The 20,526-nt window shown below is 69.8% G+C and carries 21 protein-coding genes; 6 read left to right on the top strand and 15 right to left on the bottom strand.

Features of this window, described 5'->3' with window-relative positions; genetic code table 11:
* Window positions 1-30: 30 nt before the first annotated feature.
* From cobA to mqo, 8 genes are all read right to left on the bottom strand, one after another.
* Entirely contained in the window at window positions 31-1,299 is a 1,269-nt protein-coding gene (cobA, locus tag P0W64_RS12255) for a uroporphyrinogen-III C-methyltransferase (protein ID WP_275480401.1), read from the bottom strand.
* 397 nt (window positions 1,300-1,696) lie between these two features.
* Window positions 1,697-2,050, bottom strand: a complete 354-nt coding sequence (locus tag P0W64_RS12260) for a hypothetical protein (protein WP_275480402.1) — start codon at window positions 2,048-2,050, stop codon at window positions 1,697-1,699.
* An 18-nt stretch (window positions 2,051-2,068) separates the two neighbouring features.
* Entirely contained in the window at window positions 2,069-2,554 is a 486-nt protein-coding gene (locus P0W64_RS12265; protein WP_275480403.1) for a hypothetical protein, read from the bottom strand.
* 468 nt (window positions 2,555-3,022) lie between these two features.
* Window positions 3,023-4,387 carry a cobyrinate a,c-diamide synthase gene (locus P0W64_RS12270; protein ID WP_275480404.1) on the bottom strand — a complete coding sequence of 455 codons (1,365 nt, stop codon included), beginning with the start codon at window positions 4,385-4,387 and terminating at the stop codon, window positions 3,023-3,025.
* Complete coding sequence (cobO, locus tag P0W64_RS12275; RefSeq protein WP_275480405.1) at window positions 4,381-4,998, bottom strand: cob(I)yrinic acid a,c-diamide adenosyltransferase; 618 nt, start codon at window positions 4,996-4,998, stop codon at window positions 4,381-4,383. The genes P0W64_RS12270 and cobO overlap by 7 nt, the downstream gene beginning before the upstream one ends.
* Window positions 4,999-5,016: 18 nt before the next feature.
* Complete coding sequence (locus P0W64_RS12280; RefSeq protein ID WP_275480406.1) at window positions 5,017-6,897, bottom strand: VWA domain-containing protein; 1,881 nt, start codon at window positions 6,895-6,897, stop codon at window positions 5,017-5,019.
* Entirely contained in the window at window positions 6,894-7,346 is a 453-nt protein-coding gene (locus tag P0W64_RS12285) for a GNAT family N-acetyltransferase (RefSeq protein ID WP_275480446.1), read from the bottom strand. The genes P0W64_RS12280 and P0W64_RS12285 overlap by 4 nt, the downstream gene beginning before the upstream one ends.
* A gap of 2 nt (window positions 7,347-7,348) precedes the next feature.
* Complete coding sequence (gene mqo / locus P0W64_RS12290; protein ID WP_275480407.1) at window positions 7,349-8,884, bottom strand: malate dehydrogenase (quinone); 1,536 nt, start codon at window positions 8,882-8,884, stop codon at window positions 7,349-7,351.
* Between the two features lie 152 nt (window positions 8,885-9,036).
* On the opposite strand from mqo, the gene P0W64_RS12295 reads away from it, so the two are divergent.
* Both P0W64_RS12295 and P0W64_RS12300 read left to right on the top strand, forming a co-directional pair.
* Entirely contained in the window at window positions 9,037-10,041 is a 1,005-nt protein-coding gene (locus P0W64_RS12295; protein WP_275480408.1) for an alpha/beta hydrolase, read from the top strand.
* On the top strand, window positions 10,038-11,447 hold the full coding sequence (locus P0W64_RS12300) for a mycothione reductase (RefSeq protein WP_275480409.1): 1,410 nt from the start codon (window positions 10,038-10,040) through the stop codon (window positions 11,445-11,447). Before P0W64_RS12295 ends, P0W64_RS12300 begins: the two co-directional genes overlap by 4 nt.
* Before the next feature lie 67 nt (window positions 11,448-11,514).
* Here P0W64_RS12300 and P0W64_RS12305 read toward each other — a convergent pair whose 3' ends face one another.
* Window positions 11,515-11,901: an HTH domain-containing protein gene (locus P0W64_RS12305; RefSeq protein WP_275480410.1), complete on the bottom strand. Its 387-nt coding sequence runs from the start codon at window positions 11,899-11,901 to the stop codon at window positions 11,515-11,517.
* A 63-nt stretch (window positions 11,902-11,964) separates the two neighbouring features.
* Here P0W64_RS12305 and P0W64_RS12310 point away from each other — a divergent pair, with 63 nt between their 5' ends.
* On the top strand, window positions 11,965-12,345 hold the full coding sequence (locus P0W64_RS12310) for a hypothetical protein (RefSeq protein ID WP_275480411.1): 381 nt from the start codon (window positions 11,965-11,967) through the stop codon (window positions 12,343-12,345).
* 56 nt (window positions 12,346-12,401) lie between these two features.
* On the opposite strand, the gene P0W64_RS12315 is transcribed toward P0W64_RS12310, so the two are convergent.
* Window positions 12,402-13,190, bottom strand: a complete 789-nt coding sequence (locus P0W64_RS12315; RefSeq protein WP_275480412.1) for an LppP/LprE family lipoprotein — start codon at window positions 13,188-13,190, stop codon at window positions 12,402-12,404.
* Window positions 13,191-13,349: 159 nt separating this feature from the next.
* On the opposite strand from P0W64_RS12315, the gene P0W64_RS12320 reads away from it, so the two are divergent.
* Window positions 13,350-14,006, top strand: a complete 657-nt coding sequence (locus P0W64_RS12320; RefSeq protein ID WP_275480413.1) for a hypothetical protein — start codon at window positions 13,350-13,352, stop codon at window positions 14,004-14,006.
* A 54-nt stretch (window positions 14,007-14,060) separates the two neighbouring features.
* Here the strand turns inward: P0W64_RS12320 and P0W64_RS12325 are convergent, their stop codons facing one another.
* Window positions 14,061-14,258, bottom strand: a complete 198-nt coding sequence (locus P0W64_RS12325) for a hypothetical protein (RefSeq protein ID WP_275480414.1) — start codon at window positions 14,256-14,258, stop codon at window positions 14,061-14,063.
* An 88-nt stretch (window positions 14,259-14,346) separates the two neighbouring features.
* Here P0W64_RS12325 and P0W64_RS12330 point away from each other — a divergent pair, with 88 nt between their 5' ends.
* Window positions 14,347-15,183 carry a TIGR03621 family F420-dependent LLM class oxidoreductase gene (locus P0W64_RS12330; protein WP_275480415.1) on the top strand — a complete coding sequence of 279 codons (837 nt, stop codon included), beginning with the start codon at window positions 14,347-14,349 and terminating at the stop codon, window positions 15,181-15,183.
* A gap of 32 nt (window positions 15,184-15,215) precedes the next feature.
* Here the strand turns inward: P0W64_RS12330 and P0W64_RS12335 are convergent, their stop codons facing one another.
* A complete protein-coding gene (locus P0W64_RS12335; protein WP_275480416.1) occupies window positions 15,216-16,247 on the bottom strand; it encodes an LLM class flavin-dependent oxidoreductase in 1,032 nt (343 codons plus the stop codon).
* Between the two features lie 74 nt (window positions 16,248-16,321).
* Here P0W64_RS12335 and P0W64_RS12340 point away from each other — a divergent pair, with 74 nt between their 5' ends.
* The gene (locus P0W64_RS12340; protein ID WP_275480417.1) at window positions 16,322-17,284 is read left to right on the top strand and encodes a DUF4185 domain-containing protein; all 963 of its coding nucleotides are present in this window, start codon (window positions 16,322-16,324) and stop codon (window positions 17,282-17,284) included.
* 33 nt (window positions 17,285-17,317) lie between these two features.
* Here the strand turns inward: P0W64_RS12340 and P0W64_RS12345 are convergent, their stop codons facing one another.
* Genes P0W64_RS12345 through map form a run of 3 tightly spaced genes read right to left on the bottom strand, consistent with a single transcriptional unit; the run spans window position 17,318 to window position 20,525 of the window.
* Complete coding sequence (locus P0W64_RS12345; protein WP_275480418.1) at window positions 17,318-18,106, bottom strand: alpha/beta hydrolase; 789 nt, start codon at window positions 18,104-18,106, stop codon at window positions 17,318-17,320.
* A gap of 35 nt (window positions 18,107-18,141) precedes the next feature.
* Window positions 18,142-19,647 (bottom strand): cobyric acid synthase, encoded by a 1,506-nt coding sequence (locus tag P0W64_RS12350; protein WP_275480419.1) that lies wholly within the window; start codon window positions 19,645-19,647, stop codon window positions 18,142-18,144.
* Window positions 19,644-20,525, bottom strand: a complete 882-nt coding sequence (map, locus tag P0W64_RS12355) for a type I methionyl aminopeptidase (protein WP_275480420.1) — start codon at window positions 20,523-20,525, stop codon at window positions 19,644-19,646. The genes P0W64_RS12350 and map overlap by 4 nt, the downstream gene beginning before the upstream one ends.
* Between the last annotated feature and the right edge of the window lies 1 nt (window position 20,526).

Here is a 20,526-nt window from a genome sequence, read left to right on the forward strand (position 1 = left end):
TGCAGATGAGAGGAACCTGTGGAGAACCCATCACTCCGGCGACGAAGGTTGCGATTCACACGTTTCTCCGCGCGTGGTCCTACTCGAATCCGACAACGTGCCCTGCTCGAACCCGGCAACCGCCCCGACGACGATGATCGCAGGCGGCCGGATCCCGGCCTCGGTGGCCGCAGCCGCGATCGTCGCGAGGGTGCCGCGGGTGACACGCTGCCGGTCCGTCGAGCCGTTCTCGACGACCGCGGCGGGCGTATCGCTCGGCCGGCCCCCGGCTACCAGGGCATCGGCGATCGCGGCGAGCCGCTCGACGCCCATCAGCACGACGACGGTGCCGCGCAACCGCCCCAGCGCGTCCCAGTCGACGAGGCTGTCGGGGTGCCCCGGCGGCACGTGCCCGGAGACGACGACGGCCTCATGGGTGACGCCCCGATGTGTCACCGGGATCCCCGCCGCCGAAGGCGCTGCAAACGCCGACGTCACGCCGGGCACCACGGTGACCGGCACCCCGGCCTCGACACACGCCTCGAGCTCCTCGTAGCCGCGGCCGAACACGTACGGGTCGCCGCCCTTGAGCCGCACCACGAACCGGCCCGCCTTCGCCCGGTCGATCAGCACCTCGTTTATCGCCTGCTGCGCCATGGCGCGTCCATACGGGATCTTCGCGGCGTCGATGACCTCGACGTTCGGCGCCAGTTCGGCCAGCAGGCGCGGCGGCGCCAGCCGGTCCGCGACCACTACGTCGGCGAGGCCCAGCAACTCGCGCCCGCGCACTGTGACGAGGCCCGGGTCGCCGGGTCCGCCGCCGACGAGGGCGACGCCGGCGGGCTTGGGTCGGTCGTCGGCCTGCGCCGTGTGTCCGGACAACGCCGCCGCCAGCGAGTTGCGCACGGCCGCCGAACGGCGGTGGTCGCCCGCCGCGAGCACGCCGACCTGCACGCCTCCGACCGACGCCGTCGCCGGGGTGACCGCGGTTCCCTCGCGGGCCAGGTCCGCGCGGACGCAGAACGTCCGCTGAGCCTCCGCCTCCGCGAGCACGCGGACGTTCACGTCGGGGTCGTCGGTCGCGGCGAGGACATACCAGGCGCCCGCGAGGTCGCCGTCGGCGTACTCCCGCAGGGTGAGTGTGATGCCCTCGGTCGACTCCACCGCCGGCGTCACGACCGGCGCGATCACGTGTACCTCCGCGCCCGCGGCGAGCAGCAACGGCAGCCGCCGCTGCACCACGCTGCCGCCACCGACCAGCACCACGCGGCGCCCGCGCAGGTCGAGGCCGACGAGGTACGGGTCGGTGTGATCGCTCATGGACGACGAGCCTAATGAGCGCGCCGAGTCACTCGATCAGCGAGTGGACGAACGCAACATCCGTCGGCCGGCCGACGCGGGCCTTCGACACGCAGGGGTTTATGCGGTTCGAGGCAGAAGCCCTTGGTGCCCATCGCCCGTCAGGAATCGTCGCCTCGAGACACAACGGGCCGCGCGTCCCCGCTGGCGACGGCCTTCCACAGAGTCACGTCCATCTCGTTCGAGTCCGTTGGCGACGGCCCACGCAAGTCGGAGGCGATGATCGACAGCAATCGGCCTCGGTACCCTGCTTGTGGATCGCTGCGTCCGCCCGCACTGCGATTTCGCGGAAACGCGCGGTACGTCCGGTCAGGCCGTCCGTTGAGCGGACGCCGGCGTCGCGACCTGTCGAGAGCGGTCACACCACTCGCGGCGACACCGGAGGTGTTTCTCCTGGGGGGATGCCGATCCAATAGATGCCGTCGAGTGAAACCCGCGCGCTCTCGATCAGCGAACCAAGGGGTTCGGACATGCCCATCGCGACGGCGTCGCCGAGTCGGACCGGATCGACGTCGGGCGACACGTGAACGCGACGCCCTACCACCGCGTCCGGCGTCGACAACAGGCGGCGGTAGACGACGCACACGTCAGACGTTCCGTCTGCCCACGCCTTGATGATCTGGACCCGATCACTGTAATCCACAGAGATCGAATGCAGGATCGAGCCGAGAAGCGTGTACGGATCCGGATCGTCCGTCGCATGCCCGACCACTTGACATCCTCTCCTCTGCTATCGCTTCACGGTCTTCGGCAGCTCCGCGGCCGACGATCGCAACAAGACGTCGCCATCGCCGACTGATTCCAACAGATCACGGACGGCCGATGAATCCAGTTTACGTTCCTGACGCGCCCTCAAGTCCTTCGGCAGGGTCGCCTCGCTCGACTTAGCCGCCACACGTGGACCGCTGCCGATGCCCTGCAGCGAGAAGGTCACCCAGTCGGGGCACTCAGCTTCGCCGCCCTGATTGCAATACATTGTCAGCAAGCCAAGCTCGCCGTGGACCGGCCATCCGTAGTAGTACGCCTGGTAGAAAGGGTTGTCGACGCCGATGACCTCACGCTGATCGACCAGCTCGCATGTACCGTCAGTCGAGCACTCATACTTGCCCGCGTACGCGCGAAGCTCCCAAGTCCCATTCCACTTCGGAACGACGTTGGTCGATTCCAAATCACCTTCCGTTGAGCTTCGACTGTCCAAATGTTGTGCTTGTTCCACGCTTTGTCGACCCCGAACCCGGCGTCGGTATCTCCGTTCCAGAACCCGCGGCGGAGCGGAATCTCCCCTCGTAGTGGATTGTTGGCGGTGGCGAGCACTTCGTCCGTGGGATAGCCCGGGGGTGGATCGGCGGCCCGCGCCGTGCCTGCACCGCTGAACGGTAGAGCGGCCACTGCAATTGCGCCTGCTAGAAATCCAACAAGCCTACGTACTTGTGATCTCAACTTTGTGCCCCTCGACTCGACGAGGAGTGCATCCCAGCGAGCCAGGCAGTTCCGATAGATCTCGCCACGCGCACGCCCGGTGCGCCATCTCGCGTTGTTTCCACACCACGGATGAGGTCACCAGACTCGGATCGGCGCGGCGTTCCATCGCGACACGATGCGGAACGAGCTGACTGACACAGCGGTTTCCGCGCATGCCCCCCTCATCGCCATCGGCGATGAGGGGGAGGCGAATCTACGTCCGTCAGCCGACGGCAGCACGGACCAGCCGCTCGACCGCCGCGGGGTGGCCGGCGGGGTGGGTGTGCAGGTAGGAGGCGTGCACGCGCGCTGTCGCGACGCCGTCGCGGACGGGCGAGGACTCGCCGCGCCACCCCCAGGCGGGCGGGGCATCGCCGTCGACCGTGACCGCCGTGCGGTGGAACTCGTGTCCGGTGACCCGCTCGCCCGTCGCATAGAGGAACGAGTCGGACAGCGCGACGGCGTCCCGGTAACCGAGCGTCAGGCGCGGGGTGAAGACGGCGTCGGCGGGCACCGCGCCTGCCATCGGTGCGCCCTCGAGCGCCCGGGCCAGATAGAGCAGCCCCGCGCACTCCGCCTGGACGTAGCCGCCGCCGGCGGCGAGGGCGCGCACCTGCCGCAGCAGCGCGACGTTGGCCGACAGCCGCTCCGCGAACACCTCGGGGAAGCCGCCGGGCAGGATCACCGCGGTCGCACCGTCCGGCAGCTCGTCCACGAGGGGGTCGAACCGCTCGACCCGCGCGCCCGCTGCGGCCAACAGCTCCTCGTGCTCGGCGTACCCGAAGCTGAACGCGGGTCCGCCCGCCAGCCCGACGACGGGCGAACCCATCCGCGAGACCTCGGCCGCGGGATCCCAGGTGGCACCGTCGGGCACCGGCGCGGCGAGTTCGGCCACGCGGGCGACGTCCACGTGCTCGGCGACCAGATCGCTCATCCCGCCCACCGCATCGACAGCCGCCGCCGCGCGCTCGAGCGCGGGCACGAGGCCCAGGTGCCGCTCGGGCACCTCGAGGCGGGGCCGCGACGGGACCGCACCCAGCACCTCGAGCCCGGCATGCGCGCACGCGGCCCTCAGCACGCGTTCATGCCGGGGACTCGATACACGGTTGAGGACGACGCCGGCCACGGCGACGTCGGTCCGGAAGCCGACGAAGCCCGCAAGCACCGCAGCAAGGCTCTGCGAGTGTCCGCGCGCGTCCACGACCAGCAGCACCGGTGCGCGCAGCGCGGCCGCCACGTCGGCGGTCGACCCGATGCCCATCGCCCCGACACCGGCGGCACCGTCGTCGGCGATGCGGCCGTCGAACAACCCCATGACGCCCTCGACGACGGCGACGTCGCAGCCCGTCGCTCCGTGCCGGTAGAGCGGCGCGACGCGATCCGGGCCGCACAGGTTCGCGTCGAGGTTGCGCCCGGGTCGCCCGGCGGCGACGGCGTGATAGCCGGGATCGATGTAATCCGGGCCGACCTTGAACGGCGCGACCTCGCGGCCGGCGGCGCGCAGGGCGCCCATGAGTCCTGTCGCGATCGTCGTCTTCCCGCTGCCCGAAGCCGGGGCGGCGACCACGAGCGCCGGCGTACCTACCACTCGATGCCGCGTTGGCCCTTGCGCCCCGCGTCCATCGGATGCTTGATCTTGGTCATCTCGGTCACCAGGTCCGCGGCCTCCACCAGCGCGGCGGGCGCGTCCCGGCCCGTGATCACCACGTGCTGGTTGCCGGGGCGGGCCCGCAGCGTGTCCACCACTTCGTCGGTGTCGACCCAACCCCACTTCAGTGGGTACGTGAACTCGTCGAGCACATAGAAGCGATGCGTCTCGGCGGCCAACCGGCGCGCGATCTCTTCCCAACCCGCGCGGGCCGCAGTTGCATGGTCCTCTTCCGCGGACTCGTCGCGCCGCAGCCAGGACCAGCCCTGCCCCATCTTGTGCCACTCGACGGGGCCGCCCACCCCGTCACGCTCATGCAGCCGACCGAGAGTACGAAACGTGCTCTCCTCGCCCACCTTCCACTTCGCACTCTTGACGAACTGGAACACCCCTACGGAGAAGCCCTGGTTCCAGGCGCGCAGCGCCATACCGAAAGCCGCGGTCGACTTCCCCTTGCCCGGGCCCGTGTGCACGGCCAGCACGGGCTGGTTGCGGCGCTGGCGGGTGGTCAGGCCATCGTCGGGGACCGACTCGGGCTTGCCCTGCGGCATTCGTTCCTCCTCCTGTGATCACGCAGCGCGAGCGGCACGGGCCAACCCGCTACCGCCGAGGCCTTCGAGTGGCAGCAGCTCGGCCCCCAAAGCAGCGGCGACAGTGCGCGCAAGGCCGAGGCGGACCATCGAAGTCTCGCAGTCGACGACGACGGCGGCACGCCCCTCGGCGCGGAGCGACGTTGCGGCGGTGACTGCGCGCCCGAGCGGGTCGTGGCCGAAAGTAGCGCGACCATCCGTGAGCAGCACGACGAGAGGGCGCCGGGCGTCGGGGCGCAGTCCCTCCCGGTGCAGCAGGCGGCGGGTCTCGACGAGCGCTTCGGCGAGCGGCGTGCGACCGCCGGTGCGAGCGCGCGCGAGCCGCGCGACGGCCACGTCGACGGAGCGCGTGGGTGGGACGAGTACCGTCGCCTCGCTCCCGCGGAAGCCGATCACGGCGACTTTGTCGCGACGCTGGTAGGCGTCACGCAGTAGGGACACCGCCGCGTCCCCGACCAGCGAGAGGCGTTCTCGGGCGGCCATCGAACCCGAGAGGTCGACCGCGAACACCACGAGGTTCCCCTCGCGCGCGACTCGCACAGGAGGGCGCAGATCGTCGGGCTCCAGCCGAAGCGGACCGGCGCTGCGACCGCGGACGGCCTGGAACGGGGCCGCAGCGACGACGGTGGCAGGCAGATGCAGGCCCGGCCCGCTGTTCCCGGCGCGGACCACTCGCCCGCTCTCGGACAGCGCGAGCGAGCGGCGACCGACGACGCCGGACCCGAGGCCGCGCACCGTTAGGCGCCGGACTGCGGAGGGCCGGCCGGGCGGGAACCCCGGGCCCCCGGACGGTGCCGGCGCGGCTGTGTCGGAAGTGTCGTCCACATCGCCGGTGGGTGGCACGTCCTCCGGGACGGATTCGCCGCCGTCGGGGCCCGAGTCGTCCGGCCCCCGATCGGGGTCGTCGTCCGGATCGTCCGGTGCAGGTCCGGGATCCTCCTCGCGCGCCTCGTCGAGCGCGTCGTCGAGGTCCCGCCGGTCCAGGCCGGGCTCATCGAACGGGTCTCGCCGGCGGCGGTGCGGAAGCGCCAGCGTTGCCGCCACGCGCACGTCCTCCTCGGCCACCTCGTCGGCACCGCGCCAAGCGGCGTGCGCGGCGGCGGCGCGGGCGATGACCAGGTCGGCCCGCATACCGTCGACGTCGAATGCGGCGCATACGGCGGCGATCCGGCGCAGCTCGGCGTCGGGCACGGCGACCTTCGGCAGCCGTTCGCGCGCCGAGGCGATATCGGCGGCGAGGCGGGCATCGGCGTCGGCGTACTTCGCCGCGAAACCCTCCGGATCGTTCTCGTACTCGAGCCGCCGCCGCATGACCTCGACGCGGACCCCGACCTCACGGGACGCGCGTACGTCGACGGCGAAGCCGAAGCGATCGAGCAGCTGGGGCCGCAGCTCGCCCTCCTCCGGGTTCATGGTCCCCACCAGAACGAAGCGCGAGTCGTAGCTGCGGGAGACGCCGTCACGCTCCACGTTGACGCGGCCCATCGCGGCCGCGTCCAGCAGGACGTCGACGAGGTGATCGGAGAGGAGGTTCACCTCGTCCACGTAGAGGATGCCGCCGTCCGCGTCGAAGAGCAGGCCGGGTGTGAAGGCCACCTGCCCGTCGCCCAGCACCTTGTGCAGGTCGAGTGAGCCGGTGACGCGGTCCTCGGTCGCTCCGATGGGCAGCTCCACGAGCCGGGCCGAACGATCGTCGGCATCTGGCAGCAGGGGCGCCAATGCACGCGCGGCGGTGGACTTCGCGGTGCCCTTCTCTCCGCGTACCAGCACGCCGCCGATAGCGGGCGCGACGGCGCACAGCGTGAGGGCGAGCCGCAGCTCTTCGTGTCCGACGACCGCGCTGAACGGGTACGCCGTCATTCGTACCCTCGCGTGCGGATCATCGGAATGTGCGGTATGCCGTCCTCGACGTACTCGTCGCCCGCAGGCTCGAAACCGAACTTGGCGTACATCTCTCGCAGGTATGTCTGCGCCGCGAGATGGCAGGGCCGGTCGCCGACCTCCGCGAGCGCCGCCTCCAGTAGCCGTGCACCGTCGCCGCGCCCGCGCGCCTGCCGTGCGACACACAGGCGCCCGACCCTGAACACTGAGCCCTCGGGGCCCTCGTCCTCGAGCAGGCGCGCAGTGGCGACGATGCGACCGTCGTCCTCGATCCACAGGTGCCGGGTGAGCGGAAGCAGGTCGCGGCCGTCGGGATCGACGTACGGCGACGCCTGCTCACCGACGAACACCTCGGCCCGCAGGCGCAGCAGCGCGTACAGGGTGGCGGCGTCGAGGTCCGGAGCCCACGCCCGGTGCAGGGCGGCCATCGTCACGCGGTCGTCGCGGCCTCTGCCCGGCGGGCCGCCGCGGCCTCTTCCGCCCTGGCAACCGAGCCGGGGGCCAACTCCAGAGTGCGCCCCGTCCAGTCCCAGACCTGCTGGAAAAGCGCCTTGTTGTCGTTCAAGGTGGTCCCGTAGGAGGGGATCATCTCGGTGAGCAACGGCTGCCAGGCCGCCATGTGCTTCGGGAAGCACTTGCTCAGGACGTCGAGCATGGCCGGGACGGCCGTCGACGCGCCCGGCGAGGCGCCCAGCAGGCCGGCGATGGTCTGGTCCTCGGCCGCGATGACCGCCGTGCCGAACTCCAGGGAGCCACCGCCGCCGGTCTTCCGGATGACCTGCACGCGTTGACCCGCCGTGATGAGCTCCCAGTCAGGGCCCTCGGCGCGCGGTAGGAACTCGGACAGCGTGTGCACCCGGTTGTGCATCGACTGCAGGACCTCGCCGATCAGGTACTTCGTCAGACCCATCTCCTTGAGGCCCACCGACATCATCGGGATGATGTTGTTCGGCTTCACGGACAGGGGCAGGTCGGTGAACTTGCCGGCCTTGAGGAAGTTGGGCGAGAAGCCGGCGTACGGGCCGAACAGCAGGCCCTTGTCCCCGCCTATGACGCGGGTGTCGAGGTGCGGGACCGACATCGGCGGGGCGCCGACGGCGGCCTTGCCGTAGACCTTCGCGGCGTGGTTCTCGATGAGCTCAGGGTTGGTGCAGCGGAAGAACTGGCCGGAGACCGGGAAACCGCCGAAGCCCTTCGCCTCCTTGATTCCCGACTTCTGCAGCAGCGGCAGCGCACCACCGCCGGCACCGACGAACACGAACCGCGCGTCCACGCGGGACTTCTCGCCCGTGCGCAGGTTCTTGACGGTGAGGCGCCACCCGCGATCGGTCCGGGACAGGCCCGTGACCTTGGTACCGAAGTGCACCGCCCCGCCCTCGCCGATGAAGTTGACGAGCTTCTTGGACAGCGACCCGAAGTCCACGTCCGTGCCGCCGTCGTACCAGTTCACAGCGACGGGGTCGGCGAAATTACGGCCTGCGGCCATGAGCGGCAGGCGCTCGGAGAACGTGGCCGGGTCGGTGAAGAACTCCATGCCCTCGAACAGGGTCTCCTTCGAAAGCGCCTCGTAGCGCTTGCGCAGGTACTCCACATCGTCCTGGCCGTGCACGAAGCTGGCGTGCGCGATCGGGTTGATGAAGTCGGACGGGTCGCGGAGGACCCCCGAGTCCACCGCGTACGACCAGAACTGCCGCGACACCTGGAACTGCTCGTTGATCGAGATCGCCTTGCTGATGTCGACCGAGCCGTCCGCCTGCTGCGGCGTGTAGTTGAGCTCGCACAGCGCGGAGTGTCCGGTGCCCGCGTTGTTCCACGGGTCCGACGACTCGGCGGCAACCGCATCAAGGGATTCGAACAGGTTGATCGACCAGCTCGGCTCGAGCTTCCGGATCAGAGTGCCCAGCGTGGCGCTCATGATTCCTGCGCCGACCAGGGCGACGTCCGTCTCGATCACGTTCTGGGCCATCGGCTGATCCACTCCCTCAGTCGGTTGATCGGGGCGGGCCGGCGCCGCTGATGCGCCGTCGCCCGGTGCGGAGAACCTTACTCCAGCGAGCGTCAGCCGCCCGACGGCGGATCATCCGGCTCGTCGAACCGGTTGTCATTAGAGTCGACACCGTGCCCCAACCCACGCTGCAGTACGAGCCCGACCGGCTCGGGCCGGAATACGCCGCCCATACCTTCGAGCTCGGCCCCGACCCCGACGGGGAGCCCGGTCCCGATTCCGCGCCGGGCAGCGTCGTCGCCACGCTGGTGAAGCATGTCTCGGCCCCCGCGCCTACGCGGGCCGTGCTGTGGGTGCACGGCTTCTCGGACTACTTCTTCCAGACCCACATCGCCGAGTTCTTCGCCGCTCGCGGGTACGCCTTCTACGCGCTGGACCTGCGCAAGTCCGGGCGGTCTCTGCGAGCGGGGCAGTCGGCCCACTACACGACGGACCTCGCCGTATACGACCAGGAGCTCGACCTCGCCGTCGACGCGATCACCGCCGAACATCCCGGCCTACCACTGGTGATCGCCGCCCATTCGACCGGCGCCCTGATCGTGCCGCTGTGGCTGGATCGACGACGGCGGCGCAACGATCTCGGCCCCATCGTCGGCGAGGTGCTCGACAGCCCGTGGTTCGACCTGCAGGGCTCGATGGTGCTGCGCGAGGTCGCGACCCCCGTCGTCAAACTGATCGGCAAGACCGCCGGCACGCGCGTCATCCCCGTCGAGGCGATCGGTGTCTACGGACAGACGGCGCACGTCAGCGAGCACGGCGAATGGGACTACGACACGTCGGTCAAGCCGATCGAAGGCTTCCCCGTCCGGTTCGGCTGGCTGCGGGCAGTGCGCGTCGCGCATTCGCTGCTGCACCGCGGCCTCGACGTGGGGGTCCCCTCGCTCGTCTTGCGCTCGCAGAGATCGTTCGCCCCCAAGGAGTACAGCCCAGAGGCCGCGACCGCCGACGTCGTCCTCGACACCCGGCAGATCGCCAAGTGGTCCGGGTGCCTCGGCGGCCGAACCACCGTCATCCCCCTCGACGGTGCCATGCATGACGTATTCCTCTCGGCTCCCGAGGTGCGCGCAGCCGCCTTCGATGAACTCGCCGGGTGGCTCGAGCGGGAGGTGGAGAAGTGACGGGAAGCGACGAAACGCGCGTCTTCGATCTGGTGATCATCGGTTCGGGCAGCGGCAACTCGATCCCGGACGACCGCTTCGACTCGAAGTCCATCGCCATCGTCGATCAGGGCGTCTACGCCGGGGCGTACGGCGGGACCTGCCTCAACGTGGGCTGCATCCCGACCAAGATGTTCGTCTATCCCGCGGATCTAGCGGACGAGGCGCGCGACGGGGAACGGCTCGGCGTGCAGTCGGCGGTCTCCGGTGCCAGGTGGGCGGAGATCCGCGACCGCGTGTTCTCCCGCATCGACCCCATCGCCGCCGGGGGCCTGCGCTACCGCGTGGACGACTGCCCGAATATCACCGTGTTCCAGGAACATGCGGAGTTCCTGCCGCCTGCGGACGGTGCCCATCGGTTGCGACTCGCCGACGGCACCGTCGTCGCGGGGCGCACGGTCGTGATCGCGGCGGGGTCGCGGCCCGTGATTCCGCCGGTGATCGCCGACTCGGGCGCGGCCTTCCACACCAACGACGACATCATGCGCCTTCCAGACCTCCCGGAACGCGTGGTGATCGTCGGAAGTGGCTATATCGCAGCAGAATTCGCGCATGTCTTCTCGGGGCTGGGGTCCACGGTGACCGTCGTCGCCCGGGGGCCGCGGCTACTGCGTTCGCAGGATGTGACGGTCTCCGAGCGGTTCACTGATCTCGCTGCGAAGAAGTGGGACGTACGCCTGAACACGGAAGTGTCCGCCGCACAGGATGTTCCGGGTGGCGTGCGGGTCGACCTCACGGACGGCACGACCGTGTCCGCCGGCGTCCTGCTCGTCGCGACCGGCCGGCAGCCCAACGGAGATCGGCTGGGAGTGGAGGCCGCCGGCCTCGAGCTCGACGACGCGGGCCGCGTCCCCGTCGACGAGCATCAGCGCACGGCCGTGCGCGGGATCTACGCGCTCGGCGACGTGAGCTCGCCGTATCTGCTCAAACACGTCGCGAATCACGAGGCGCGGGTCGTCCAGGCGAATCTGTTGTCCGAGTGGGACTCCCCCGTGGCGACCACCGACCACCGGTTCGTGCCGGGCGCGGTGTTCACCCGCCCCCAGGTCGCTTCCGTCGGGCTGACCGAGGCGCAGGCGCGCGAGCGGGGGATCGACGTCGTGGTGAAGGTGCAGAACTACGGCGACATCGCCTACGGCTGGGCGATGGAGGACGGCGAGGGCCTGTGCAAGCTGATCGCGGACCGCGCGACCGGGCTGTTGGTCGGCGCGCATCTCATCGGATACCAGGCGTCCGCGCTGATCCAATCGGTGATCACCGCGATGTCGTTCTCCATACCCGTGCACGAGTTCGCCCGCGGGCAGTACTGGATCCATCCGGCGCTGCCCGAGCTGATCGAGAACGCGCTTCTGGGGCTCGAACTGTAGCGGCGGATTCGGGGAACGACGATTGCCGACGGGGCGCGCGGACGGGGACCTGCCCCGCCGGCGATCACTACCGAGGGAGCGCCCCGACCAGCTTCGCCATCGCCGACGCCGCACTGTCCGTCGCAGTGGGCCCGAGGGCGACGAGTGTCGAGATGAGGGCAGCGAGCTCAGTGACGTCGAGCGTCAGGGGCGCACCAGCGCCGGTCGGCGCGAGCCAGGACCCTCCGCCGGGCCCGCGCCGCGAACGGATCGGTAGGCCCGATTCGCGCAGCCGGGCCAGGTCTCTGTCGATGCTGCGCGGCGACGCGCCCAGGGCCCTCGCCAGACGGTCGGTGGATACGGGCACACCCCGGTGCTCGACGAGCATCTCTACCAGACGCTGCTGGCGCTCCACCCGACGCAGTGTGAGGAAGGCGTCCCGCGACGCTGTGGAGAGATCGACGGATCGCGCCATCGTTCTGGATTCCTCCCGATTCCCGCCATCGGCCTGGCGGCTTCTCCTCCTAGCGTTGCCCACATGGAGACGAACACACAAGCAGCCGCCCGGGCCCGGGACTTCTTCGACGACTACCGCGACGCCCTCCTCGCGCGGGACATCGACCGCATAGCCGCCGCCTACCACTGCCCCGCACTGATCGCTTTCCCCGCACAGGTCGTCGCTGTCACCGCCCCTGCGCAGACACGGACCTTCTTCGAGAACGCCGTGGGCCAATACGCGGGGGTCACCCGAGCGCGGGGGGACGTCACTGTTCTCGCCGCGACCGAGCACAGCATCTGGGCCGACGTGACCTGGGACTATGACGGTGCGGCGCCTGCGGAGCGGATGGTCTATCAACTCCTCGACACCGGAGACGAGTGGCTCATCGGAGTACTCACGCCGGTCCTCGGCGCGTCCTGAACTCGAAACGCTATGCCGCCCGCGGAGCACTGCTCCGCGCGGGATCCGAACGCGCCTCAGGGGGCGGGCGTGGCCAGCACTCGCGGCTCGGTCGGGCTCGTCGGCTCCGGCACCTCCGATCCGGTAGTCGGGGCGGAGGGCGCCGTGGTGAGCGGCGTCGCGGTGGTTGTGGTCGCGGTCGTCGTATGTCCGGGGTTGTCCCCGAACGCCTGCGACGGCACGGCGCGATCCTGCGTCAGTGAGCCACCGGACAGTCTGTAGGTGACCGGCACTGGACCGCCGGTGGGGTTCGCGGTCGCATCGCCGGGATTCAGCCAGCGATACTCGACCGTGACGGACGACTTCGTCGCCCCCGAGACGCGGGTGAACGCGGTCTGCTCCGCTGCCGATCGACCGAGGTAGCCGGACGAGTCGAAGAGCAGCACCCAGACCGGAGAGCCGCCCGTGCCGTCGATCAGGAAGGCTTCCGCCCACATCAGGTCGGGACAATCTCCGACGCGGTTCGGCGTCGATCGATAGACCATGAACCCGCGGTCGTAGAACCTCCCGAGCGATGTGACGGCCTTCTTAACGGTCGCCGACTTCGGGTCCAGGCACTTTCCGCTGCCGGCCGTCACCGGTGTTCCCGCGACCTCCCCGCCGCCGTCCGAGCCCGCGCCGACCGAGCCCGCGTTGCCGGAGGCCCCACCCGCACCACCCGCGCCGACACGAGCGCCCGCACCGGCGTCGCCGCGGGAAGCGGCCGGGCCGCTCAGCACCGTCGGGCCGCTACCGCCGTTGCCGCATCCTGCAGCTCCCAGGACCACTAGGGCGGCACATGCCGTGAGCCGCATCGCGTTTCGCATCGCCCCTCGCCTCCCTGGTGCCACACGGGCACCGTTGTTACCGCCAGTATCGCGATTCGTCCGGAATCCGTTACCGTTTCTCGCTTTTCCGCTGCGACACACCGCGACACACCGGTAGCCGGGCAGCGCGCGGGCCGCCATGTTTGGCACAGTGGAGGCATGACGCGCACGACCAGCTCCTTGCGCGGCACGGTCGGCGCATTCGCGTTGCTCGCTGCCGCTGCTGTCGTGTATCTGCTCGCGATCGGCACGTACGCCGGCCAGGTCACCGACCAGGCCGCGATGACCGCGATGTCATCGATGTTCGGAGTCGACAGCCCCACCGCCGGCATTCTCGACGAGATCCAGGTACCTCTCCTGGCCACGGCTGCGGCGGGCCTCGGTGTCGCGTGTCTGCACCGACGGTCGCTGCGACTGGTGGTCCATGTCAGTGTCGCGGTCATCGGCTCGATCGCAGGCGCGATCCTATTGAAGTACGGCCTGATCAGACCCGAGCTCGGCGTCGGCCCCCAGGTCAATTCGTTCCCGTCGAACACGGTCGCTGCATTCGCCGGCGTGGCCCTCGCGTTCATCGCGGCTGTACCGCGAAGCGCGCGCGGCTGCACAGCCGTGCTCGGCGGCCTCACGGTCGGCGTGGTGTCGGCGGGTGTCGTCGCGCTGCAGTGGCACAGGCCGTCCGATGTGCTGGGCGGTCTGCTGATCGCGGGTGCCGCCGCCGCCGCGGGCCAGGGTATGGCCTCAGTCATGCCGGCCCGGCGCCGGCGCGCCAAGCGGATGGCGACAGCGCCGGACCGGACGACCGTCAGCGCCGGCTGACGGTCCCGCCCAGCGCACGGAGGGCCCGCCGGCTCGTGGCCGTCGCGGTCTGGCTCACCACCCCGCTACCAGAAGCAGGCCGATCACGGCGAGCAACGCCGAGCCGGCGACGATCGCGCCCGAACCGAGGGCCCTGCCCACGTATTGCTTGGTGGTGAGTATCGCCGGAGCGGACGCCAGGCATGCGGCGGCGAGGCCCACGGCTGCGGCTATCAGAACGACGATCCCTATCCACGGATGCGATTCCGTCATCGTGCCCCTTCCTTTGCAAAGTAATACAGTGGTCGTCGGTTCCCAGTATGGCCGCCTGGCGGCGAACCGACCACGAAAGGCATTCGCAATGCGTGACTTCCGCTTCGGCGTGAACCTCCTCGGCACCGGCTACGACTTCCTCGAACGGGTCCGCGCCGCGGACGCTGCGGGCGTCGATGTGCTGATGGTCCCCGACCATCTGGGCATCATCGCGCCATTCCCGGCGCTCACGGCGGCGGGCCAGGTCACGTCCAGGATGCGCCTCGGAAACTTCGTTCTGAACGCAGGCTTCTACTCGCCGGCACTGCTCGCTCGCGACTGCGCTACCACCGACCGGCTCACCGGCGGCCGGCTCGAGATCGGCCTCGGCGCGGGATACGTGGCCGACGAATTCGAGGCCGCCGGTCTGGAATTCCCCTCCGCGGGAAAGCGTGTCCGACATCTCGCCGCCACCGTCGAGTACCTGCGGACGTCGCTGGCAGACGAGGCGTACTCGCCCGCACCGATCCAGTCACCACCGCCGATCATGGTCGCGGGCGTCGGCGACAAGGTGCTCACCCTCGCGGCGGAGCATGCGGACATCGTCGCGCTGGCCAGCGTGCCCGACGAGGACACGCTGGCCGACCGGGTCGCGTTCCTGAGGTCGGCGGCCGGCGATCGGTTCGACGAACTCGAGCTCAACCTCATCGTGTTCGCATTCGCGGTCGATCGGGACCCCGACTTCGAGGGCTTGCGGCGGTTCCAGCCGGATGCCACCGACGAGCAGCTGCGCGCGTCGATGAACACCCTGTGCGGGACCTTCGACGAGGTCGTGGCCAAGGTGAAGCGCCTGCGTGCGGATCACGGTGTCTCGTACTTCACCGTCATCGAGCCGGATGCGGCTGCACTGGAGGACTTGAGCAGGGTCATCGCAGCCGTCCGCTGATCACACGTCGCCCGGCTCCTCAACCGGACCGATCACGCCTCGAGGAGGCGCCGCACCCGCGGGATCACCTCCGTTGCGTACAGCTCGATGCATCGCACGAGTTGGTCGTGCGGCATCGGTCCATTGCTGTACTTCAGATCGAACCGGCTCAGCCCGAGAGTCTGCACCGTCCGGGCGATCTTCTCGGCGACCGTCTCCGGCGATCCCACGTAGAGCGAGCCGCGCGCGATCTCCGACTCGTACTGTCCCCGGGTGACGGGCGGCCACCCGCGATCCCGGCCGATGCGGTCGCGCTGGGCCTTGAAGTGCGGGAACAGTTGCTCGCGCGCGTCGTCGTCGGTGGCGGCGACATAGCCCGGCGAGTGGACCCCCACGGGCAACTCGGCACGCCCGTACTCGGCCAGCGCACGGCGGTAGAGGTCGGCGAACGGCGCGAAGCGGGCCGGGTCGCCTCCGATGATCGCGAGCATCAGCGGGATCCCGAGCTCGGCCGCCCTGATCACGGACTCGGGCGAACCCCCGACGCCGAGCCACGTCGAGACTCCGCCACTCTCTGTCTTGGGGTAGACCTGCTGTCCGCGCAGCGGCCCGCGAACCGTGCCTTCCCAGGTGACGGGGCCCTCGCCGCGCAGGCGGGCGAAGAGCTCGATCTTCTCGGCGGAGAGCACCTCGTAGTCGGCGAGGTCGTACCCGAACAGCGGGTAGGACTCCGTGAACGAGCCGCGTCCCAACGTGATCTCCGCCCGGCCGCTCGACAGCGCGTCGAGCGTCGCGAAGTGCTCGTAGACGCGGACCGGGTCGTCGGAGCTGATGACCGTCACCGCGGTGCCGAGCATGATGCGCTCGGTTCGGCTCGCGATCGCCGCGAGCACGACGTCAGGCGCCGAGACCGCGAAGTCGGCCCGATGGTGCTCGCCGATACCGAACGCGTCGACGCCGAGCCGATCCGCGACGACCGCCTGCTCGACGACGTCACGGATGACCTGTGCCGCCGGCACGGGCTCGCCGTCCGCGCCCTGCGTCATATCCCCGAACGTGTCCAACCCGAACCGCACCTCTGTCATACGGCCAAGTATGCCAGACTATCCGGACTACGGTCCGATTCGCTTGGGCTGGTGCGCCCCTACCCTGGGAGACGATGGAGACGTTCACCAAACTGGCCGATATCACCGGCGTGCCACGCTTCGGCGTAGGCGGCACCGATCTGGGCATCCCCTGCCGCGTCGGCGACGAGATCCTCTACCTGTTCGGCGACACGTTCGGCGGGCCCAGCGTCGGCGCGGGCGACTGGCGATCGCCGGTCGGCCTCTTCGGCGACGCGAGCGGCAGGATGACCCGGGCTGCGGGGCCCGATCCCGACAGCGCGCGCCAGCTCATCGACTACCGGCACGATAACGGCCGGTTCACCACCATCATCCCCACGTCGTGCATCAACCTGTCGGGCACGCTGTACATGCACGCGATGGTGATGGCCGGTCTCGGCCGGGCGGTGGGCACGGGCATCTGGCGGTCCGACGACGCTGCCGCGTCGTGGCGGCAGGTGGCCCGGTTCCGCGCGCACGCGGACGGCGGGTGCCGCCAGATGTGGTCGATGCGGCTCGGCCGCGACGGCTACGTCTACAGCATCTCGACAGGCGGCCTGAGTCGCGACAAGGGCCTGCGCCTGCATCGCCTGCAGGCGAGCCGATTCGACGCCATGCGCCGGTGGCGGCCGATGCGCTGGGAGGCGTGGGAGCGCGGTGCGTGGGGCCGCAGGGCGACCGACCTCGGGCTCGGCTCCGGTTACGGCGAGTTGCACCTCGACGAACTCGACTCCGGCTGGGTGCTCACGTATTTCGACGCGGCCGGGTACCGCATCGCCGTGCGGTTCGCGGATCGGCCCGACGGCGAATGGTCCGAGCCCGTGACGCTCGTGCAGGGTACGAGTTGGGCGGACGAGGATCACGCGCGCGGCCGGGTCGCCCAGTTGTACGGCGGCTACCTGGTCCCGGGTTCGACTCTCGACGACGCCCGGCTCGTCGTCTCGCAGTGGAACACCGCTGTCGGCGAGCCCTACAGGTCGATGATGTTCGAGGGCAGCCTGGGCGCGTGCGCGGCGTGAGGCCAGGCTCGGCCGTCCGCCCGACCGAGCAACTCAGTGTCGCATCGACCGCAGCGCGACCTCCGACGCCAGGGCCGCCGGCGCACGGAGCGGCACCCAGTGATCGACGTCGGGGACCTCGGAGAGTCGGAAGTCCGCACGCACGAACCGTTGCGACGCCTGGGCCTGCCGGCGTCCAGCGATGGCATCGCGCTCGCCCCACACCATCGTCGTCGGAACCTCGACGGACGGACAGTCGAGGCCCTCGCCGCCCGGCCGCAGGTTGGCGCGATACCAGTTGAGCGCCGCGGTGAGGGCGGGCTTGGTGCTCAGTGTCTCGATGCCCCCGCCCGGGGCCGTCGCGAGCAATGTCCGTGCGTTGTTGTCGAGAAGGTGCTTCTCTGCGGGGCCGGCCTGCATGAAGAGATCGAGGTAGCGGGAACGGGCGCGCTGGTCCTCGTCGGAGGCCATCGCCTCCGCGAGCGCGCTCGGGTGGCCGAACGACACGGCGACGAGACTCATTGCACGCAGCGGATACTGCGCCGCGAACTGCCACGCGACGAGAGAGCCGATGCCGTGCCCCACGATATGGGCGTAGCGGATGTCGAGCGCGTCCAGGATTCCTGCCGCGTCCTCCGCGAGCAGCTTCAACGCGTACGACTCGATGCCCTGTGGGCGGGCACCGCGACTGTAGCCGCGCTGCCTCGGCGCGATGGTGCGCAGTCCTGCCTCGTGCAGCCGCTGCCGGGTGGCATCGAAACACACCTCGGTCTGTGGGAACCCGTGCAGCAGTAGAACCGCCGGCCCGTCGTCCGGGCCGCCGGTGGACACCTCGAAGGTCATCGACCCAACGTTCACCAACTCGGACGGCACAGTAGTCAAAGGTAGCGTTTCCCTATCGTGAGAGTCGGCGACATCGGCGAATCCACAGCCAGAAGGGCGGTCAACGCGTCGATGTCGCAATGCTGTTCGAGCGCGTCCGCAACGAGGTCGAGCTGCGCGAGCCGCTCCCCCTCATACGAAACCGGCGGACCGAGATCGAGCGCGGGCGCCACGACCGCAAGGTATGCGCGTCGGAATCCGTCGTGCGCGAGCAGGCCGTGCCAGTGTGTGCCGACGACAGCGCCCCGGACCGAGCCCTCGGCGCCGTCCGGTCCCGCCAGCAGGGCCGGATCCGCGGACCGCACAACGCGCCCGTGATGGATCTCGTAACCCGATGCGTCGACACCCAATCCCGAGCCGACCACATTGCGCACCAACTTCTCCCGCGCGAACTCGACATCAAGATCCAGCAGGCCGAGCCCCTCGGCGCGGCCCGCTCCCTCGACGCCCAACGGGTCCGCGAGCGTCCGACCGAGCATCTGGTAGCCGCCGCACACTGCGAATACGGGGCCCGTACGCACCGCGAGCGCATCCGCGATTCCCGTCTCGCGCAGCCAAGCGAGATCGGACATCGTCGCCTTGGTACCCGGCAGAACGACGAGGTCCGCGGCGGCCACGTCGGCAGGCCTGGAGGTCCAGCGGACCGTCACCGTCGGCTCGACGGCGAGCGCCTCGACGTCGGTCGTGTTGGATACGCGGGGCAGTGCGACCGCCGCGACGTCCAACGACGGCCTCCGGCGCGCACCCGGCCCCACCACTGTCGTCCCCAGCGCGGCGAGCGAGTCCTCGGCGTCGATCCAGCGGTCCGGGAGGTATGGCAGCACGCCGAGGGTGGGCCGCCCGGTGAGCTCGGCGAGCTGCTCCAGACCGGGCTCCAGCAGCGTGCGGTCGCCACGAAACTTGTTGACCAGAAAGCCGTGCACGAGTTTCTGGTCCTCCGGTTCCAGGACCGCGACGGTCCCCGCGAGGTGCGCCAGCACGCCCCCGCGGTCGATATCGCCGACGACGACCGTCGGCAGGCCCGCGGCGCGTGCGAGTCCCATGTTGGCGATGTCGGTGGCGCGCAGGTTTATCTCGGCAGGACTACCGGCGCCCTCACACAGCACCACGTCGTACTCGTCGCGGAGCGCGGCGAGTGAGCGCGTCACCTCGTCCAGCAGCCACGCGCGCCTCGTGACGTAGTCGCGTGCACCCACGTCGCCGATGGGACGTCCGTGCAACACGAGTTGCGACGTTCGGTCCGACCCCGGCTTGAGCAGCACGGGATTGAACGCCACCGAAGCCGCCAGGCCGCACGCGAGCGCCTGCGTGGCTTGGGCGCGACCGATCTCGCCCGACACACCGTCGGGCTCGACGGTGGCGACGGAGTTGTTGGACATGTTCTGCGCCTTGAACGGCGCGACGGAGACGCCGCTCCGGGCGAGCAGCCGGCAGAGCCCGGCGACCACCGTCGACTTTCCGGCGTCGGATGTGGCGCCGGCGATCAGCAGCGCGCCCTTCACGCAGGCGAGGGGGCCCGGGACGACGTCGGCAGCGTGAGGATCTCCGCGCCGTCGTCGGTGACGACGAGGGTGTGCTCGAACTGCGCGGTCCACTTCTTGTCGCCGGTGGCGACGGTCCAGCCGTCGTCCCAGATCTCGTAGCCGAGACCGCCGAGGTTGATCATCGGTTCGATCGTGAACACCATGCCCGGCTCGAGCACCGTGTCGACTCCCGGCTCGTCGTAGTGCAGGACGACGAGCCCGTTGTGAAAGGTCTCGCCGATGCCGTGCCCCGTGAAGTCGCGAACGACGTTGTAGCCGAAGCGCTTCGCGTACGACTCGATGACGCGGCCGACCACGTTGAGCTCACGCCCGGGCCGAACCGCCTTTATGGAGCGCATCATCGCCTGCTCCGTGCGCTCGACGAGGAGGCGGTGCTCTTCGCTGACGTCACCCGCCAGGAACGTCGCATTGGTGTCTCCGTGTACGCCGTCGATGTAGGCGGTGACGTCGATGTTGACGATGTCGCCGTCTTCGATCACGGTGCTGTCCGGGATGCCATGGCAGATGATCTCGTTCAGGGATGTGCAGCAGGACTTGGGAAAACCTCTGTAGCCCAGCGTCGACGGATAGGCGCCGTGCGAGACCATGTAGTCGTGTGCCACCCGGTCGAGGTGATCCGTCGTGACGCCCGGTGCCACCTCGGCGCCGGCTGCGGCGAGCGCATCCGCCGCGATCCGGGACGCCAGGCGCATCTTCTCGATCGTCTCGGGCGTCTGCACCCAGGGCTCGTCGCCCTCCTTCGCAGTCTTCTTCCACACGTATTCGGGACGCTCGATGCGCTCGGGGACAGCGAGGACGGGCGAGACGGTGCCGGGGGTCAGCGCAGCGCGAGTCATG

This window comes from Tsukamurella sp. 8F (genome assembly GCF_029167375.1).
Classification (GTDB): Bacteria; Actinomycetota; Actinomycetes; order Mycobacteriales; family Mycobacteriaceae; genus Tsukamurella.